4 protein-coding genes are annotated in these 21,943 nt (G+C 40.4%); all 4 read left to right on the top strand.

Annotation, left to right across the window (positions count from 1 at the left end; genetic code table 11):
- Positions 1-36: 36 nt before the first annotated feature.
- Complete coding sequence (locus tag ANA_RS05040) at positions 37-6,561, top strand: non-ribosomal peptide synthetase (protein ID WP_015078976.1); 6,525 nt, start codon at positions 37-39, stop codon at positions 6,559-6,561.
- 57 nt (positions 6,562-6,618) lie between these two features.
- On the top strand, positions 6,619-9,828 hold the full coding sequence (locus ANA_RS05045; protein ID WP_015078977.1) for a non-ribosomal peptide synthetase: 3,210 nt from the start codon (positions 6,619-6,621) through the stop codon (positions 9,826-9,828).
- A gap of 194 nt (positions 9,829-10,022) precedes the next feature.
- On the top strand, positions 10,023-17,720 hold the full coding sequence (locus ANA_RS05050) for a non-ribosomal peptide synthetase (RefSeq protein ID WP_015078978.1): 7,698 nt from the start codon (positions 10,023-10,025) through the stop codon (positions 17,718-17,720).
- Positions 17,717-21,928: a non-ribosomal peptide synthetase gene (locus tag ANA_RS05055; RefSeq protein ID WP_015078979.1), complete on the top strand. Its 4,212-nt coding sequence runs from the start codon at positions 17,717-17,719 to the stop codon at positions 21,926-21,928. The genes ANA_RS05050 and ANA_RS05055 overlap by 4 nt, the downstream gene beginning before the upstream one ends.
- Positions 21,929-21,943: the final 15 nt, after the last annotated feature.

A 21,943-nucleotide genomic window follows, 5' to 3' on the forward strand; every position in this document is an offset into this window, starting at 1 on the left:
CCAAGATTAATTATTGACAACCATTTAATTAAATTTATGCAAGAAATAGTGATTGATTCTAATGATGACGTTGATGATTATTCTGCCTTAACTGAGCAGGAGCGACATAAAATATTGGTAGAATGGAATGATACCAGGGCAGATTATCCTCGACATTTGTGTGTACATGAATTATTTGCAGCACAAGTGGCAAAAACTCCAGACAATATTGCTGTCATTTTTGAGGGGCAGAAACTTACTTATCAAGAGTTGAATCACCGAGCTAACCAAGTGGCTCATTATTTGCAATCTTTGGGTGTTGAGCCAGAAGTGCTGGTAGGGATTTGTGTGGAGCGTTCCCTAGAAATGATCATCGGAATGTTGGGCATTCTCAAAGCGGGTGCAGCTTATCTGCCACTAGATCCCACATACCCCAAAGAGCGTTTATCGTTCATGCTTTCAGATTCACAAGTACAAGTGCTGTTAACACAACAAAAGTTTGTAGAAAGCTTTGCTGACAGTGGTGCAAAAACAGTTTGTTTAGATCAAGATTGGGAATTAATTACTCGCCAAAATCAAGAAAATCCTACTAGCGATGTCACGGCAGAAAATCTAGCCTATGTGATTTATACATCTGGTTCTACAGGCACACCAAAGGGTGTAATGATTCAGCATCGAGGGGTATGTAATCTTGCTCAAGCACAAGTAAAACTGTTTGGCGTAAACCAAAATAGCCGTGTTCTCCAGTTTGCTTCTTTCAGTTTTGATGCTTCAGTTTCGGAAATTGTGATGGCCTTGTGTTCTGGAGCTAGTCTTTATCTGGGAAATCAAGATTCTTTGCGTCCAGGTATAGACTTAATCCGATTTTTGCGTCAACAATCAATCACTCACGCCACACTACCACCCACAGCACTAGCAGCTTTGCCCAAAGAGGAATTGCCAAACTTGCAAACTCTCATCGTTGCTGGAGAAGCTTGTAATCCAAAATTGATCGCTCAATGGTCAAAAGAGCGGCGTTTCTTTAATGCTTATGGACCAACGGAATCAACTGTTTGTGCCACAGTTGCAGAATGTACTTTTGGGGAAACTCAACCAACCATTGGCCGGGCGATCGCTAATATACAAATTTATATTCTTGATCACAATCTTCAACCAGTTCCTATTGGCGTTCCGGGTGAATTATATATTGGTGGTGATGGGTTAGCTAGAGGCTACCTGAACCGTCCAGAATTAACTAAGGAAAAATTTATTTCCAATCCATTTAAGAAGACAGAAGGGAGTAGATTATATAAAACTGGTGATTTAGCTCGTTATTTACCAGATGGCAACATTGAGTTTCTGGGGCGAGTGGATAATCAAGTCAAGATTCGCGGCTTCCGCATAGAATTGGATGAAATCGAGAAGTTGTTAATTCAACACCCAGATGTTAAGCAAGCGGCGGTAATTGCTCGTGAAGACATTCCTGGAGATAAACGGCTGCTTGCTTATGTGGTTCTGAATCAAAAGCCGGAAGCAATTGTTACTACCCTCAAAAACTTACTTCAAGAAAATCTACCTCAATACATGATTCCAGGGGTATTTGTCGTTTTAGATTCTTTACCCCTCACCCCCAATGGCAAAGTAGATCGTCAGAATCTTCCAGTTTGCGATCGCACACGCCCCGATTTAGAAGAAAGCTTTGTTGCACCTCGTAACCCAATTGAAGAAAAATTAGCGGCTATTTGGGCTGATTTACTAGGTTATGAGCAAATAGGAGTTAATGACAACTTTTTTAATCTCGGTGGACATTCCCTGATAGTGGCTCAAATCCTTTCCCGTGTACGCGACAGTTTTCAAGTTGAGTTATCGTTTGCAAACATCTTTGCTAATCCTACCGTAGCGGGTTTAGCTAGTGTCATTCAACAGCATGAACTCCTAGAACAAAAACTACAAAGTCCTGCTATACAAAGGATTTCACGGGCTGGAATGTTACCTGTTTCCTTTGCTCAAGAGCGCGTGTACTTCATCCAGGAAGTAGCACCCGAAAATACAGCATACCAAGCTCAAGCAACTCTCAGATTTCAGGGACACCTCGATGTCATAGTCCTCAAAAAATGTCTCAGTGAGATTGTGCAAAGACATGAAATCTTCCGCACAACTTTTCCAGCAGTCAATGGACGGTTATTTCAGGTCATCCACTCATCCTTACCAATTGAATTAAACGTCGTAGACATCGAGAAATTTACGGGGTCAGAGCAAGAAGCAGAAATTCAACGTCTATTTGATGCAGAGGTAAAGAAGCCCTTTTACTTGGATAAATTGCCTTTAGTCAGATGGTTATTGTTAAAGTTGAATGACCAAGACCATCTTTTAGTCCACATTGAACATCACATGGTTCATGATGGCTGGTCTTTCAATAACGTCTTTTTGAAAGAGTTTTTAGCACTTTATCAAGCCTTCTGTGAGGGTCATCCCTCCCCACTGCCAGAATTACCAATCCAGTTTGTAGACTTTGCGAGTTGGCAGAGAGAATGGGTGCAAAGCCAGGAAGCCCAAGCCCAATTAGCCTACTGGCAGCAGCAGTTATCCGGCAGTCCGCCCCTCTTGGAATTACCATATGACCGCCCACGACCAGCAGAACAAACTTACAACGGCGCTCAAGTCAGGTTAGAGTTGCCCATTACTTTGTGCGAATCCTTGAGAGTTCTGAGCCGTCAAGAGGGAATTACCTTATTTATGACGACCTTGGCGGCATTTTTAGTAATTGTCCGCCGATACACTGGACAGGACGATCTTTGTGTGGGTACGGCTGTTGCCAATCGGCGGATGCGCGAGACAGAACAATTAATTGGCATGATCGTCAATAACCTGGTTTTACGCACCGATTTATCTGGTAATCCCACGTTTCGGGAGTTGCTGGGTCGAGTCCGCAAAGTGAGTCTGGAAGCCTTTGCTAACGAAGATTTACCCTTTGATAAGGTCGTGGAGGTGATCAAGCCAATACGGAACTTAAGTTATAATCCTCTGTTTCAAGTGATGTTTAGCTTCCATGATTCTCCCCGTCCAGACTTAACTTTACCAGGCTTGAACATCACAACGAATGTAGCCCTCAGCAACAAATCAACAAAGTTTGATCTTGATGTTGTGTTGATTCCGCATTCCCAGCTAAATGGCAAAGATAAGGGAATTACTCTTATTTGGGAATACAACGCTGACTTATTCGACGCTGCCACAATCCAGCAGATGGTAGATCAGTATCAAGTTTTACTAAAAGGGATTGTTGATAACCCAGAGCAGCGAGTTTCTGAATTACCGATCCTAAACCAGCCTCAGCAGGAATTATTGATGGAATGGAATCAGACTCATAGAGAATATACGCAGAAAAATTGTATCCATAAGTTGTTTGAGTCTCAGGTAGAGTTAACACCCGATGCTGTAGCTGTAGAACAGGATGGTCAAAAATTAACTTATCGTCAATTGAGCGATCGCGCCAACCAATTAGCCCACTATCTGCAAAGTTTGGGAGTTAAACCAGAAACCCTAGTGGGAATCTGCATTGAACGCTCCTTAGATATGATTATCGGCTTACTTGGGGTGATTAAAGCAGGTGGCGCTTATGTTCCTATTGACCCATCCTACCCCCAAGAGCGAATAGCTGAAATTCTCGCAGATACGCAACTAGGAATTTTGCTAACCCAAGATAAATTCCCAAATCAACGGCTAGATTACACAGGAAAAACAATTTGTTTAGATACAGATTGGTCAATCATTTCTCAACACAGCACAGCTAACCCGCACAGTGATGTCAAACTTCATCACCTATCCTATATTATTTATACTTCTGGTTCTACGGGTAAACCCAAGGGGGTAATGATTGAACATCGGTCATTAATGAATTTTGTAATCACTGCCATTGATAAATATGGAATCAATACCAGCGATAGGATTTTACAGTTTGCGTCTGTTTGCTTTGATACTTCCATTGAGGAAATCTTTCCCTGTCTGTCCGTTGGTGCAACCTTAGTGTTACGCACGGAAGAAATGCTCCACTCCAGTGATGAATTTTGGCGGTATTGCCAAAAATGGCAATTGACTGTTTTGGATCTGCCCACAGCATACTGGCATCAGTTAGTAGCAGAACTTAACCCTGAAGATGCCCCCATTCCTGAAGGTTTGAGAACTGTAATTATTGGTGGTGAAGAAGTCCAACTAGAAAAGGTGCAACATTGGCATAATTGTGTAGCTGATCTTTCCCCAGCCCCCCAATTGTTTAATAGTTACGGACCAACAGAAGCAACGGTTGTCACCACCTTAGAACTTTTAACCCCAGTTGCACCTGTTAGCATTGGCCGACCCATTAGTAATGCTCAGGTTTATATTTTAGATCAATATCTGCAACCTGTACCCATAGGAGTTCCTGGAGAAATGCACATTGGGGGAGCAGGACTAGCTAGAGGCTATTGGCAACGTCCAGAATTAACCCATGCCAAATTTATCCCCAATCCCTTTGAGGAGCTAGGGAATAGTAAACTGTACAAAACTGGGGATTTAGCAAGATTCCGCGCCAATGGCAGTCTAGAATATCTGGGACGAGTTGACAATCAAGTGAAGATTCGCGGTTTCCGGATTGAGTTGGGAGAAATCGAAACGGTATTGAGACAACACCCACAAGTGTTACAATCCGTGGCTATCGCCCATGAAGACGTTCCCGGACAAAAGCGACTCGTTGCTTATATTGTTCCCCAGCATCAGCAACCAACAATTGATGAATTGCGCCATTTCCTCAAGGAAAAACTCCCAAATTACATGATTCCAGCGGCGTTTATGCTGCTGAAAACTCTCCCCATAACTGCCAACGGCAAAGTAGATTATCGCGCTCTCCCAACCCCCGATTTTTCTCATCATGTCGAAGATAAATTTATTGCTCCTCGTACAGTTATAGAAGAGAAATTAGTGGCGATTTGGTCGGAAGTTCTCAGAATAGGAAAAGTTGGCATCCACGATAACTTTTTTGAACTGGGTGGAGACTCGATTCTCAGCATTCAGTTAATTTCCAAAGCTAATCAGGTGGGTGTCCAAATTGCTGCTAAACAGCTATTTAAGTATCAAACCATTGCCGAATTAGCGGCTGTAGTGGGTATCACTCGCCAAATCAATGCTGAACAAGGTTTAGTAACTGGTGCTGTAAGGTTGACACCTATTCAAAATTGGTTTTTCGAGCAGAAATTACCCAGACCTAATTATTTTAACCAGTCAACACTGTTAGAAGTGCCATCAGATTTGCAACCTGAGTTATTGCAGTCAGTATTACAACAACTGTTAGGACATCACGATGCTTTACGGCTGCGGTTTGTGCAGGAAGGAGAAAACTGGCAACAAATTAACACCGCGACACGGGAATCTGTGCCATTGAGTATCTTTGATTTGTCCCACCTATCACCACAAGAACAGCAAACAGCAATAAAAGCGACTGATGCTGAACTTCAGGCTAGTCTGGATTTATCTACGGGGGTAATAGCACAAGTCGCTTTATTTCAATTAGGCAATGATAAACCGAGTTATTTACTCTTCATTATCCATCATTTAGCTGTTGATGCTGTCTCATGGCGGATTTTGCTAGAAGACTTGGCGACTGCTTACCAACAAATTAGCCGCAATGAAGTTATCAAATTACCACCTAAGACAACTTCCTGGCAATATTGGAGCGATCGCCTCACAGAGTATGCCCAAATCAAGGCTATCAAAGAGTTGGATTACTGGCTAAATCAATCTAGCATTCCAGTCACAGCTTTACCAGTAGACTATCCTTCAGATCAAGAAAATAACACTGTAGCCTCAACCGCGTCTGTGTCACTGGCTTTAAATGAAGAACAAACCCGCGCCCTCTTACAAGATGTACCCTCTGCCTACAATACTCAAATCAATGATGTCCTGTTGACTGCCCTAGTGCAAAGTTTTGCCCAATGGACAGGAGAAAGTTCTTTACTAATTGATTTGGAAGGACATGGCAGGGAAGACTTATTTGAGGATGTAGATTTATCGCGCACTGTCGGTTGGTTTACGACATTATTCCCCGTGAGGTTACAACTACAAGAAATTGACCATCCAGGAAACGCTTTAAAGTTTGTTAAAGAACAACTGCGGCAGATTCCCAACCGAGGAATTGGTTATGGTGTATTGCGATATTTGCAGGAAAACAGCACAATCCGCGAAAAATTACAGTCACTACCATCAGCACAAATCAGTTTTAACTACCTTGGTCAATTCGATCAAGTGCTGAAAGCCTCTGAATCCTTGGGTTTGGCTAAAGAATTCACAGCCAAACAAAGCTTACTCAATCAGCGTAGTCATTTATTAGGCATCAGTGGTTTTATTCGTGGAGGAAAACTGGAAATGACTTGGACTTATAGTGAGAAAATTCACAAGCAAGACACCATTGAAAAGTTAGCTGTAGGATTTATAGAAGCATTAAAAAACCTAATAAATCACTGTCAATTAACGGAGTCTCAAAGCTATACTCCTGCGGATTTTTCAGCAGCCAAACTCAATCAACAACAGCTAGATAAATTCCTATTCAAAATTAACAAAAACAAACCCAAGTAGCTATCATCAACTAATTCCCAATTCCCAATTCCCAATTCCCAATTCAGAGGTAATTTCATGCAAAATATCCAAGACCTTTATGAACTTTCGCCCATGCAACAAGGGATGTTGTTTCATACCCTTTATGCACCCGAATCAGAAGTTTATTTTGAGCAGTTGCTTTGTATCCTCTCTGGGGAATTGAACTTTCCCGCGTTCCAAAAAGCTTGGGAACAAGTTGTGGCGAGACACTCAGTATTACGCAGTTCTTTTTATTGGGAGGAGATAGAAAAGCCCTTGCAAATGGTAAGTAAGCAAGTGGATATCCCATGGATGAAAATAGACTGGCGAAATTTCACAGCTGATGAACAACAAAATAACTTAGAGGATTTTTTGTTGAGCGATCGCCAAAAAGGATTTGATCTGAGTATTGCTCCCTTAATGCGCTTCACCCTCATCCAATTAACAGAGCAGACCTATCAACTTATTTGGAGTCATCATCATATTCTATTTGATGGCTGGTCAATGCAGATTATCCTCAAAGAAGTTTTAGCTTTCTATGAAGCACAACAGCGAGGCGAACATTTATACCTCCAACCTGTTCGTCCCTATCGAGAATATATTGATTGGTTACAACAACAGGATATTGATCAAGCCAAGAGATTTTGGCAAACAACTCTCCAGGGTTTTGAAACTCCTACCTTGTTGGGAGGAAATAGGGGAGAGGGAACATATCATGAGCAGCATTTCCAATTATCGCCAACTGTTACTGAAAAATTACAAGGTATGGCCAGACAGCACCATTTAACCTTGAATAATTTGGTACAGGGAGCTTATGGGTTATTAATTTCCCGCTACAGTGGGGAAAGTGATGTCATCTTTGGTGCAACTGTATCCGGTCGTCCACCGACCCTGGAGCAAGTAGACTCAATGGTAGGACTATTAATTAACACTCTCCCCATCCGAGTCAAAGTTACCAACAAGACAGAATTATTACCCTGGCTCAAGCAATTACAAACCCAAGCATTAGAACAAGAACAGTATGCTTATTGTTCTCTCGCAGAAATTCAAAATCAGAGTGATATTCTCCCCGGATTGCCACTATTTGCAAGTCTTTTAGTCTTTGAAAATTATCCATTAGATTCTTCCCCACAAGAGACCAGAAAAACTTTAGAAATTAGTCATATTAGTTGTTTTGAACGCACAAATTATCCGCTAACGATAGTTATTAATCCTGGTTTGCAATTAGCTGGCAGAATTGTTTATGATACTAGCTGCTTCGACGACAAGAAAATTGCTCGCATGATTGGACATTTCCTGACATTGCTAACAGGAATGGCAGCTAATTTACAACAAAATATTTCTGACTTATCTCTAATGAGTGCAGCCGAAGCAGAAGAATTAATGCTGCTAGAAAATCAACAAGCAACAAATACTATTAATTACAAATGTGTTCATGTTTTATTTGAAGAACAGGTAGAAAAAAGCCCTGATGCAATAGCAATTATATATGAACAACAACATTTAACTTATCGAGAATTAAATAACCGCGCCAATCAATTAGCCCATTATTTGCAATCACTGGGAGTTAAACCCGAAGTCCGAGTGGGAATTTGTGTTGAACGTTCCCTAGAAATGGTCATCGGTATTCTGGCCATTCTCAAAGCTGGTGGGGCTTATTTTACCCTAGATCCAGCTTATCCTCCCGAAAGATTAGAGTTCATGGTGGCAGATGTACAAACACCGATCTTACTAACACAAACTCATTTACAAAATGGACTACCACTGAATAATCAAACTGTGGTGAATCTTGACACAGATTGGGAAATTATTGCCCAATACAAACAAGACAATTTAAACAGTGAAGTTAATCCAGAAAATTTAGCTTATATCATTTATACCTCCGGCTCGACAGGAACACCAAAAGGTACAGAAGTTCCTCATCGTAGCTTCATGGGTTTTATGTTTGAAGTTGATTATGTTCACCTTGATGCAGAAAAAATTTGGCTACAACATTCATCAATTTCTTGGGATGCACTCACGCTAGAACTTTGGCCATCATTACTTTACGGTGGACGTTGTGTGCTTTATCCAGAGAAAATTCCCACACCAGCAGGCTTAACCCGCATTATCCAAGAACAAGGAATTAATATCCTTTGGCTAACTTCCGCTTTCTTCAATCTGATGATTGATACAATGCCACAAGGGTTATCGGGAGTTAAACAACTACTCATTGGGGGAGAATCTATTTCTGTAGATCATGTTCGTCGCGCTTTAGAAATCTTGCCAGAAACGCAAATAATTAACGGTTATGGACCTTCAGAATGTACAGTATTTACCTGTTGTTATGCCATTCCTAAACAAATTACTGAAAATATCCATTCTATTCCTATTGGTAAACCCATTGGCGATCGCACAGTTTACATATTAGATGAAAATTTACATCGAGTGCCAATTGGTATCCCTGGTGAACTTTATGTGGGTGGTGCGAGTGTTGCGAGGGGTTACTTAAATCAGCCCGTATTAACCAGTGAAAAGTTTATTCCTAATCCCTTTATTCAAGGAGATACCCTTTACAAAACCGGAGATTTAGTCCGCCGTCTACCTAATGGAAATCTGGAATTTATCGGTCGAATTGATACCCAAGTAAAAATTCGCGGTTTTCGGATTGAATTGGCAGAAATTGAGGCAGTTTTGATGCAAAATCCTGACATCAAACAAGTTCTAGTTATTGCACGGGAAGATGAGTCAGGGAAGAAATTCCTAGTAGCCTATTTGGTTACGAAGGATAATTCACCTACTTCTAGCAGCCTCCGAACTTTCCTCAAGGAAAAGCTACCAGATTACATGATACCTACTGCTTTCGTAGTTCTGGCAGCATTTCCCCTCACTCCTAATGGTAAAGTCAACCGCCTTGGTTTGCCTATTCCCGAAGGTTTCCAAAGAAATGTAGAGGTTGATTTTGTGCTGCCTCGCACGGCTACAGAACAAGAATTAGCAACAATTTGGACTGAAGTTTTGAAATTAAAACAGGTGGGAATTTATGATAACTTTTTTGAGTTAGGAGGACATTCTTTACTCGCTACTCAAGTGATTTCTCGATTAAGAGAAGCCTTTTCTCTAGATTTTCCTTTACGTTATTTATTTGAGAATCCCACAATTGCTGAACTTGCCCAAAAGGTTATGGAACAACAAATTGAACAAGCAGAAAATGATGCCCTCGCTCAGATTTTAGGCGAAGTTGATGGGTTATCAGATGAAGAGGTAACACAAGCATTAATGTTTTGATAATTTATTTGATAATTTAATTTAGCAATTTGATGATACTAAATATCAAATCACCAGGAGCGAAAATATGTCGAATAGATTCAATACTATTCTTCTCTTCTTCTAATTCTTCCTCCTGACTTCTGACTCCTGACTCCTGACTCCTGACTCCTAGCCCTCACAGACAACTTTTTCAGCAAACCCTACTTACTTATATGAGCGATTTACTAAAACGGCTGGAAAATCTTTCACCAGAAAAGCGAGAATTAGTCTTACAAAAACTAAAAAAACAACAACAATCTCCACAGCTTACACCAGTATCAAGGGATCAATTTTTGCCTCTTTCTTTTGCTCAACAAAGACTGTGGTTTATTGACCAACTAGAAGGCGAAAACTGCGTCTATAATGTCCCATTTTTCTGGCAAATTAGCGGATTGCTGAATATCAATGCTTTAGAACAAGCTATAACAGCAATTGTCCACCGTCATGAAGTATTACGTACTAATTTTTGTGTGATCAATGAGTCACCTATACAGGTGATTCATCCTCATCCGCAAATGAAAATGCAAGTGCTGGACTGGCGACAATTAACAGCAGAAGATCAGTTAAGCAAAGCCCAGCATTTAGCTACAACAGAATTACAACAGTCCTTTGATTTATCAAATGCGCCTTTGCTGCGGGTAAAGTTGTTGCAACTAGCTGACCAATCCCATTTATTGTTGCTTGTCATTCATCACATTGTTTGTGATGGTTGGTCAATGGGAATCTTCCGTCAGGAATTGTTCACCCTTTATACTGCTTTTTGTAAACAAGAATCGTCTCCCCTGCCAGAATTATCGCTGCAATATGCGGATTTTGCCCACTGGCAAAGACAATGGCTACAGGGCGATGTTTTGCAAAATCAACTCAATTACTGGCAAAAACAATTAGCCGCAGTTCCGCCGCTGTTAGAATTGCCGACAGACCGACCCCGCCCGTCCACGCAAACCTATCAGGGAAGTAGTCAGTTTTTGCAACTTGATCAGGATGTAACTCAGCAGTTGAAGCATTTAAGTCAACAGTCAGGAACAACTCTGTTTATGACTTTATTGACAGTATTTACGCTCTTACTTTCACGCTACACTGGACAAGAAGATATTGTAGTTGGTTCAGCGATCGCTAATCGTAACCGCCAGGAAACAGAGTCACTAATTGGCTTTTTTGTCAATACTCTAGCATTGCGAACTAATCTACAAGGGAATCCAACTTTTAAAGAATTACTGGAACGAGTCAAACAAGTAACTCTGGATGCTTATGATCATCAGGATTTGCCCTTTGAAAAACTGGTTGATGAACTGGGATTAGAGCGATCGCTTTCTCATCATCCCCTATTTCAAGTTGTTTTTGGTTTTCAAAATGAAACTCAAGAAATATTGTCAACCAATGGATTAACCCTGACCCCATTTACATGGGAAAATACAACGACTTTGTTGGATTTGTCGTTAATTTTCCGAGAAACACCGCAAGGTTTAACAGGAGAATGGGAATATACGACTGATTTATTTGAATCTGAAACAATCCAACGAATGGTGGGACATTTTGAAGTTCTACTGAAGCAAATTATTGATCATCCAAATAAACCAATTAATACTCTATCCTTGCTGACAGAAACAGAAATTCAGCAACTACAAAATTGGAACCAAACTCAAACATCATACCCCCGCGATCAGACTTTAGTGGACTTATTTGAACAACAAGTTATTAAAAATCCTGATCATATTGCTGTAGTTTTTGAATCTCAGCAGCTAACTTATCAACAATTGAATAAAAAAGCCAATCAATTAGCTAATTATTTACTAAAAAATCACCAAATTCAACCAGATAAATTAATTGGTATTGCTGTTGAACGTTCTTTAGAAATGATTATTGGTGTACTTGGTATCCTCAAGTCTGGTGGTGCTTATGTACCAATTGATCCCAATTATCCCCAAGAACGGATTCAGTTTATGTTAGCAGACTCCGAGATATCGGTATTACTAACACAAAGTTTTTTATTAGAGCAATTACCTTTAGATAATTTAGAAAATTCTGTTCAAGTTATTTGTTTAGATCCAGAAAATTTTGCTCAAGAAACAACAGATAATCCTCATTCTCAAAGCCAGCCTGATAATTTAGCCTATGTTATTTATACTTCCGGTTCAACAGGACAACCCAAGGGGGTAATGATTGAACATCGGGCAATTGTCAATCTAGCTTTAGCCTGGACTACAACTTTTCAAGTTCAAAATTACAGCCACTTACTGCAATTTGGGTCTTTTAGTTTTGATTTATCTATTGGTGAAATTGCGACTGCTTTATCAGCAGGTGCTTGTTTATATTTAGGCAATAAAGATACTTTGTTACCTGGTCAAAGCTTAGTTAACTTTTTAACTGAACACAAAATTACTCACGGCTTTTTATCACCTTCAGCTTTATCTGTCTTACCAAAGGCGAGTTTCCCTGATTTACAATGTTTAACTGTTGGAGGAGAGGCTTGTCCGGCTGAATTAGTAAGTCAATGGGGAAGAGAACAACATTTATATAATTGCTACGGTCCAACAGAATCTACTGTGACCGCAGCTATTTATCTTTGTCAACCCAATGGCGAAAAACCAGCAATTGGTAAACCAATACCTAATGCTAATATCTATATTTTAGATGCAAACAATCAACTATTACCTCCAGGAATACCAGGAGAATTATGTATTTCTGGGGTTGGTTTAGCTAGAGGTTATCTCAATCGTCCTGAAATTACAGCCGAAAAATTTATGGAAATTGATTTATTCGGTAAAACTGAGCGCATTTATAAAACTGGTGATTTAGCAAAATGGAATGCTAAGGGGAATTTAGAATATTTGGGTCGGATTGATGAGCAAGTAAAATTACGGGGTTTTAGAATTGAACTCGGAGAAATTGAATCACTGTTATTACAACATCCATTAGTTCAAGAAGCTGTTGTCATTTTGTATGAAATTGATAATAATCCTAGATTAGTAGCTTATATTATGGCAACAGAAAAATCCGCCAATGTAGCTGAAAAAGTGAGGGAATACCTCAAAAATCGCCTCCCAAATTATATGATTCCTAGCCAGATTATGGTTTTGGATCAATTTCCTCTGACTGCTAATGGTAAACTAGATCGCCGCGCATTACCAGCACCACACACTGCTACTTCCTCTGATTTGGAAATACCAGTTACTCCCACAGAAGAACTACTCGCTAGTTTATGGCAAGGTTTATTAAAAGTTAAATCTGTTGGTCGTTCTGATAACTTCTTTGAATTAGGTGGACATTCCCTGTTAGCAACTCAATTAGTTACCCGAATTCGTGATATTTTCGGGGTAGAAGTACCTGTTCGTAAGATATTTGAGCAAAACATTTTATCTGAGTTAGCGAGGGAAATTGATCAAGCATCTGCGAGTGTTGCTTTACCTCCCATTTCACCCCAGCCAGAAAATGAACCAAAAACTCCGTCTTTTGCCCAATCAAGACTTTGGTTTATCGCTCAACTGGAAGCGAAAGGAACTTCTTCTACCTATAATATGCCAGTGGCCTTTCAACTAGATGGCAACCTAAATTTAGAAGCTATGCGGCAAAGTTTAACTTATCTGCTAGAACGGCATAGCAGTCTACGCTCTTATTTCCCTACTTTGGAGGGAGAACCCCAAGTAGTAGTTAAAAATGTCGAAGATATAGAAGTATTAGAAATTGCCGACTTACAAGCACTCCCTCCCCAAACTCAAGGGGAAACTGTGCAACATTTATCTGATCTTCACGCTCAAAAATCCTTTGACTTAAATACTGGTCCAGTGTTCAAAGCGAAACTGCTGCAACTGAGTGAGCAGAAAAATGTCCTGCTAATTAATATGCACCACATTATTAGTGATGGCTGGTCCATGGGAGTATTTAAGCGAGAATGGGAACAAGCTTATACTGCTTATGCTGCGGGATCTGTGCCGAACTTGTCACCATTAGCGATTCAATATAGTGATTTTGCAGCTTGGCAGCGCAGTTGGTTACAAGGGGAAACCTTATTAACTCAAGAAAATTATTGGCAACAACAGCTAGGGGATGCGCCTCGCTTGCTGGAATTACCCACTGATTATCTCCGTCCAGCGCAACAAAGTTACCAAGGTGAGCGGGAAGAATTTTCTTTGAGCAAAGAACTGACTCAGAAACTTAAAGCTATTAGTCAACAACAAGGGGTGAGTTTATTTATGACCCTGTTGACTGCTTTTAATATCTTACTATCCCGTTACAGCCGCCAAGAGGATTTATGTGTTGGTTCTGCGATCGCTAATCGCACCCATAGCTATACAGAAGGGTTAATTGGCTTTTTTGTCAATACCTTAGTATTGCGAAGCAAAATCAAGTCAGAGCAAAGCTTTAGTGAGTTACTGCAACAAACTCGCCAAACTTGCTTAGATGCTTATGCTCATCAAGACATTCCTTTTGAGTATTTAGTTGAAAAGTTACAACCAGAACGCAGTCTCAGCCACAATCCCTTGTTCCAAGTGATGATGGTGTTGCAAAATGCGGTTGGCGCAGGGGCGAAGGTTCATTTACCAGGGCTGGAGATTCAATACTTAGAACAAAGTTTCCCATTTGCCAAGTTTGATATCCTGCTAGATTTGAGCGAAAGAGACGAGCAACTACACTGTATGTGGGAATATGCCACAGATTTATTTGCGGCATCAACCATTAGGCGCATGGCGGCACATTTTGAAGTTTTGCTCACAGCAATAGTTCAAAATTCCCAACAACCGATTTATCAGCTACCCATCATCACCCCCGCAGAAATCCAACAACTGCAAGTTTGGAATCAAACTGAGACAGATTACCCTCAAAATCATACTTTGGTGAGTTTGTTTGAAAATCAGGCTGCAAAAACGCCCGATCAAATTGCAGTAGTGTCGGTAGATCAAAGCTTGAGTTATCAAGAACTCAATCAAAAAGCGAATCGCCTAGCAAATTATTTATTGCAACTCAAAAGTCAGCAACAATTATCTGATCCCCCATTGATGGCGATTTGCATGGAGCGATCGCTGGAAATGCTGATCGGCATATTTGCGATCCTCAAAGCAGGTGGTACATACCTACCAATTGATCCGAGTTATCCCCAAGAACGCATTCATTTAATGCTCGAAGATAGTCATGCTGCGGTATTACTGACAACGAAATCTCTGCCACAGCAACTTCCCTTAGAAAAACTCAAAAGTACCTGCCAATTAGTATTTTTAGATCAACCCACCTGGAGCGATAGCCCAACAGAGAATCCTCAAAAATTCATTCGTTTTGATGACTTAGCTTATGTAATTTATACTTCTGGTTCTACAGGCAAACCTAAGGGCGTTGCTATTGCCCATGCTAGTGCGGTAGCATTTGTAAACTGGGCGCATTCAGTCTTTAGTACAGAACAGCTTGCAGGTGTTTTAGCATCAACTTCAATCTGTTTTGATCTCTCCATTTTTGAAATTTTTGTCCCCCTGACTCAAGGGGGGAGTGTAATTTTGGTGGAAAATGCGCTCTACATTGAGCAAGCACATCAGAGTTCGATCCCGATAACTTTGATTAATACTGTACCGAGTGCGGCGGCTGAACTCCTGAATATGAATGTAATTCCGTCCAGTGTACAGGTTATTAATTTAGCGGGTGAACCCTTAAGAAATAACTTGGTACAAGCTTTATATCAAAATACATCTGTACAAGAAGTTTATAACCTCTATGGACCTTCTGAGGACACAACTTATTCAACATTTACGAAAGTTGCCAAAAATGCCCAGCACGAACCTACCATTGGCAAAGCGATCGCCAACACTCGCATCTATATTTTAGATCATGCTAATCAACCCCTGCCCCCCGGTGTTCCTGGGGAACTGTGCATTGGGGGTGCAGGTTTAGCACAGGGCTATTTGCATCGTCCCGATTTAACTGCCGAAAAATTTATCACATTAGAATTATTTGGTAAAACTGAGCGAATTTATAAAACTGGTGATTTAGCCCGATGGCTACCTGACGGTAATTTGCAATATTTAGGGCGGATCGATCATCAAGTCAAATTGCGGGGTTTCCGGATTGAATTAGGTGAAATTGAAGCATCTTTACTCAAACACCCCAAAATTCAGGAAGCGGTTGTTTTGGTGCGGGAAGACAGCGAATGCTATCAACGTCTAGTTACTTATGTTGTCCCCACAACAGAAAGCGACTATACCAGCCAAAGTGAACAGGTAGAATTGTGGGAACAAGTTTTTAATGATAGCTACACTCAACAAACAACACCAACCGATGATCCAACTTTGAATCTTGCAGGTTGGAAGGATAGCTACACAGGAGAGCCAATTTTGCGATCAGCCATGCAAGAATGGCGTGATACAACAGTTGACCAAATTTTAGAACTTGCACCCAAACGAGTTTGGGAAATTGGTTGCGGAACAGGGATGTTATTATTTAAAGTTGCATCCCATTGTCAACATTATTTAGGTACAGATTTTGCATCGAGCGGATTGCAGTATATTGAACAACATCTCAAACAGCAATCTCTCCAAAACAAAGTTACTTTAAAACAAAGTGCTGCTAACCAGTTTGATGGCATTGAATCCAATGTTTATGACTTGGTAATCATTAATTCTGTAATTCAGTATTTCCCTTCTTTAGATTACTTGTTGTTAGTAATTGCAGGGGCAATCAAAACTGTGAGCCATCAGGGAAAAATATTGATTGGGGACGTGCGAAATCTCCATTTATTATCAGCTTTCCACACCACCACAGAATTTTATCGCGCCCCTGATGACTTATCAATTCAGGACTTGCGCCAAAAAATTCAAAACAGGATTCGCACGGAAGAAGAATTGCTGATTGACCCTGATTTCTTTATCGCTCTCAAGCAAAGATTTTCTCGGATTAGTCACGTCCAAATTGAATTAAAACGGGGTTACAGTCATACGGAAATGAGTCGTTTTCGTTATGATGTTATTTTACATTTAGATCAAGTAGATATTCCCCTAACTCAACCTCAATGCTTAGATTGGCAAGAACAACAGTTAAATCTGGCAACAATTGAGAGAATTTTAACAACCGAGCAACCAGATTTACTAGGGATTAAGAGTATTCCTAATGCACGTCTAACTTCAGAAATGGCGTTGTTAGCACAAATTCCTCAATTAGATGGTACTGTCACAGATTTAAAAGCGGCAATTGCCCAAGTCAAATCAGGGATAGAACCGGAAGCATTCCGAAATTTAGCGCGAGATTTGCCCTATAAGGCTTTTATCCAATATAGCTCCACAGGATTTTCTGATTACGATGTTGTTTTTCAACGGCATATCTTTGAAGAAGACAAAATCCCAAGATTTGCGACAAAAGGCAATTGGCGGCTGAAACCTTGGCAAAATTACGCTAATCAACCGTTGCAATATCGTACCAATCAAATTGATCCAGCTTTATTAGCAGAATGGCGGGACTTTTTAGAGAAAACCCTGCCTGATTATATGATTCCCAGTCATTTTGTTGTTTTGGACAAACTGCCACTGACACATAATGGCAAAGTAGACCGAAAAGCTTTACCTGCACCAGATCCAAAAGTTGCAGTCACAGATATTGAGTTGCCTGTAACGGAGACCGAAAAATTGCTGGCTCAACTTTGGGCGAAGTTATTGAAATATGAGGTCATAGGCCGACAAGATAACTTCTTCAACTTGGGAGGACATTCTTTATTAGCTACCCAACTTTGCTACCGCATTCGTGACACTTTCAAAGTAGAATTGCCACTGCGTCAAGTATTTGAGTCTCCTACTATCATTGACTTGGCAAATTATATAGATAGCTGCATTTGGGTTAATTCGACAACCACAGATATACAACCTTTAAACTCAGACGAAGAGGAAATTGAACTATGACCATAACACAAAATCAGCAAATAGTTTCTTTAATGCTGCGTTTGCAGAACATGGGCTGCCGAATTTGGGCTGAAGATGATAAGTTACGGATTCGTACTAGCAAAAACGCCCTCACTGCTGAACTCAAGCAGGAAATTCAAGACCAGAAGGCAGATATTCTCGCTTTCTTGAAAGCTGCTAAAACACAAGCTGTTTCTACAGCGGAAATTCCGGCTTTAAGTGCTGACTCTCCCAAGCTTCTGTCCTTTGCTCAACAACGTCTCTGGCTATTAGCACAACTCCAAGGGTCATCAGCTACTTACAATATGCCGATCGCTTTACAACTGAACGGCAACCTGAATATTGATGCCCTACATTCTAGTTTGGCTGATCTGCTGAATCGGCACGAGAGTCTGAGGATGTATTTTCCCACAGTTGCCGGACAACCACAAGTTGCCATCCGCAGTTTAGACGAAATCGCAGTTTTAACAGTACAAGATTGCCGGGAATTAGGGACTGGGAACAAGGGAGAGCTTGATTTAGATACCCAATGCCCAAATATCCAAGATTTAATTGACGCTCATGCACAACAACACTTGGACTTAAATACTGGCCCTTTATTTAAAGCTAAACTGCTGCAATTGGAGGAGCAAAAATCTGTCTTGGCCATCAATATGCACCACATTATCAGTGATGGCTGGTCAATGGGAGTATTTTTGCGGGAGTTATGGCAGGCTTATACTGCTTATTCTCAAGGTAAGACCCCGAATTTTGCTCCTTTACCGATTCAATACAGTGACTATGCAACTTGGCAACGCCACTGGTTACAAGGAGAAGTATTAGAAAAGCAGATTAATTACTGGAAACATCAACTAGGTGATGCTTCCCCATTACTGGAATTACCTACAGATTATCCCCGTCCAGCACAGCAAAGTTACAGAGGCGATCGCTATATCTATGCTCTTACACCGGAATTAACTGCTGCTGTTAATGCTTTTAGCCAACAGCAAGGCGTAAGTTTATATATGACCTTGTTGGCTACTTTGAGCATTTTACTATCTCGTTACAGTCGGCAAGAAGACTTATGTATTGGTTCTCCCATTGCTAACCGCACCCATAGCCAGACTGAAGGGTTAATTGGCTTTTTTGTGAATACTTTGGTTATGCGTCAGCAAATCAAACTAGAGCTAAGTTTTATTGAGTTTTTACAACAAACTCGCCAAACTTGTTTAGATGCTTATGTTCATCAAGACGTTCCCTTTGATGTGCTGGTAGAAAAGTTACGACCAGAACGCAGTATGAGCTATAACCCTTTATTCCAGGTCATGTTTACTCTGGAAAATAATGCTAGTCCAGATTTGGATTTATCAGGGTTAGATACTGAATTGCTGGGAGTCAAGGGTGCGATCGCTAAGTTTGATTTAACGCTGTTAGTAACCGAATCTGACAACCAGTTGAATTGCTCTTGGGAATATGCTACAGACTTGTTTGAACGGGGTACTATCCAACGCATGGCGGAACAGTTTACAGTGCTGCTGAAGGGAATTATTGATCATCCACACCAATCAATCAATACTTTACCTTTGATGACAGCAACGGAACTGCTACAAATACAACGCTGGAATCAAACTCAAACTGATTATCCTCAAGATAAAACTTTTGTTGATTTATTTGCAGAACAAGTTGCCAAAAATCCTCATAATATTGCTGTAGTTTTTGAATCGGAAATCCTCAATTATCAACAACTAAACCAAAAAGCCAACCAACTAGCGCATTATTTACTGAAAAATCACCAAATTCAACCAGATACCTTAATTGGTATTAGTGTTGAACGCTCACTAGAAATGATTATTGGGTTACTGGGTATCCTCAAAGCCGGTGGTGCTTATGTACCGATTGACCCTAATTATCCCCCAGAACGGATTCAATTCATGTTAGAAGATTCTGGGATATCTATATTGTTAACCCAAAGTTTGATCTTAAATAAATTACCATTAAATGAACTGGTAAACTCCCCGCAAGTAATTTGTTTAGATGCAGAAAATTTGGCTGAAGAATCAACAGCAAATCCCAGTCCTCAAAGTACGCCTGATAATTTAGCTTATGTCATTTATACCTCTGGTTCAACGGGAAAACCCAAAGGGGTAATGATTGAACATCAAGGACTGGTAAATTTAATTTTGGCAGTTGATGAAATTTTGCAAATTCAACCCCAAAGTCGTGTACTACAGTTTGCTAATTTCAGTTTTGATGCTTCCATTTGGGAAATTGCTCCTACTCTTTCTGCAGGTGCTTGTTTGTATCTAACAAAAAAAGAAACCTTGTTACCTAGTCAAGAACTGATTGACTTTTTAACTGAACACAAAATTACTCATCTTACTATCCCACCTTCAGTTTTATCTTTGTTACCTCAAGCCACCTTACCTGATTTGCAAATTTTAATTACTGCTGGTGAAGTTTGCTCCAAAGAATTAGTTAACCGTTGGGCAAAAGGAAGAAGTTTTTTTAATGGTTATGGACCAACAGAATCTACAGTTTGTACCAGTATAGCTGTTTGTCAACCCGATGGGAAAAAACCACTAATTGGTCAACCGTTATCTAATCTCCGCACTTACATTTTAGATAGACATCATCAACCATTACCCCCTACTATTCCTGGTGAATTGTGCATTGCGGGTGTGGGTTTAGCTAGAGGTTATCTGAATCGTCCTGAAACTACTGCCGAAAAATTTATTGAAGTGGAATTATTCAGTCAAGTTGAGCGAATTTATAAAACTGGGGATTTAGCAAGATGGAGAGATGATGGCAATTTAGAATATCTAGGACGCATGGATGAGCAGGTAAAATTACGGGGTTTTAGGATTGAATTAGGGGAAATTGAATCACTTTTATTACAATATCCATTAGTTAAAGAAGCTGTTGTAACTGTAAATAAAACTGAGAATAACCAAAGTTTAATTGCTTATGTAACGGGAATTGATGATGATTTTTGCAGTGATTTGAAAAATTACCTCAAATCGAGTTTACCTGATTACATGATTCCTGCTCAAATTGTCGTATTGGACAAGTTACCTTTAACTCCCAATGGCAAAATTGACCGGAAAGCTTTACCTGTTCCTAATATTAGCGTTCAAGCTGCATACACACCCCCGCGCCACAAAGTCGAAGCACAATTAGCGCAAATTTGGTCTGCTCTTCTTGAACGTCAAAAAATTGGCATTCATGATAACTTTTTCGATTTGGGCGGCCATTCTTTATTGGCAGTCAAATTACTCAATCTTGTGCAACAAGAGTTGGGACAACAACTGGCCTTGAAAAGTTTATTTCAGAATCCTACTATTGCTCAACTGGCACAACACATAGGTAATAGGGAGATTCAAGAGTCAAATCCTGATTTAGTAACGATTCAGCCTCTAGGAGATGCCACCCCCCTATTTTGCGTATCTGGCTCCAACGGACACGGTTTCTATTTTCGAGATTTGGCAATCAATTTAGGCACTGAACATCCTGTCTATGGACTCGATGCACCAGGAAGAGACGGACTGAGCATACTTCCTCACTCAGTAGCTGACCACGCAAGTCAACTGATTGCCCAATTACGTCAACAACAACCCCAAGGACCTTATATATTGCTGGGGTACTCTTCCGGTTGTAGTGTCGCTTTTGAAATAGCTTCCCAACTGGAGCAGCAAGGTGAAAAGGTGAGTTTACTAGCTATCTTGGATTCGGGATTGGTTTCTAATCCGGAACATTTCAAAAATAGAGCAGATATTGATTGGATTTGGCAAATAATCCAACGAATCGAAGCTTTAAAAGGAGTTTCTTTCGGTTTAGAATACGCTGATTTAGCGGCTCAACGCGATGACCAAGCCCGTTGGGATTTGGCGGCAGATTATTTATACCGTCATAATGTCCTACCGGAACACGCCAGCCTTGATTTACTTAAAACTAATATGCAAATTATGAGAGTACAGACGCTCAATTACGTAGATTATCAGCCTGCTCATCCCATTTCTGCCCCGATTGTTTTATTCCGCGCTGAAGACGTGCCGGAAATACTGGTGCGAGAACTCCAAACGCTTACTGATTACGACTTACCGGACTGGGGATGGCAGGCATACACTCAAAATCACGTCAAGGTGATATCTGTACCTGGAACCCACGGTCAAATGCTTCATGAACCCAATGTAAACATATTGACTTCAAACTTACGGTTAATGATGACTTAATTCTAATTTTCTTGA

It is taken from the genome of Anabaena sp. 90, assembly GCF_000312705.1.
Taxonomy (GTDB): domain Bacteria; phylum Cyanobacteriota; class Cyanobacteriia; order Cyanobacteriales; family Nostocaceae; genus Dolichospermum; species Dolichospermum lemmermannii.

Excerpts from the sequence above, each read along its gene's own strand:
- ANA_RS05045 (WP_015078977.1), top strand. The coding sequence starts at position 6,619 with ATGCAAAATATCCAAGACCTTTATGAACTTTCGCCCATGCAACAAGGG.
- ANA_RS05055 (WP_015078979.1), top strand. The coding sequence starts at position 17,717 with ATGACCATAACACAAAATCAGCAAATAGTTTCTTTAATGCTGCGTTTG.
- ANA_RS05050 (WP_015078978.1), top strand. The coding sequence starts at position 10,023 with ATGAGCGATTTACTAAAACGGCTGGAAAATCTTTCACCAGAAAAGCGA.
- ANA_RS05040 (WP_015078976.1), top strand. The coding sequence starts at position 37 with ATGCAAGAAATAGTGATTGATTCTAATGATGACGTTGATGATTATTCT.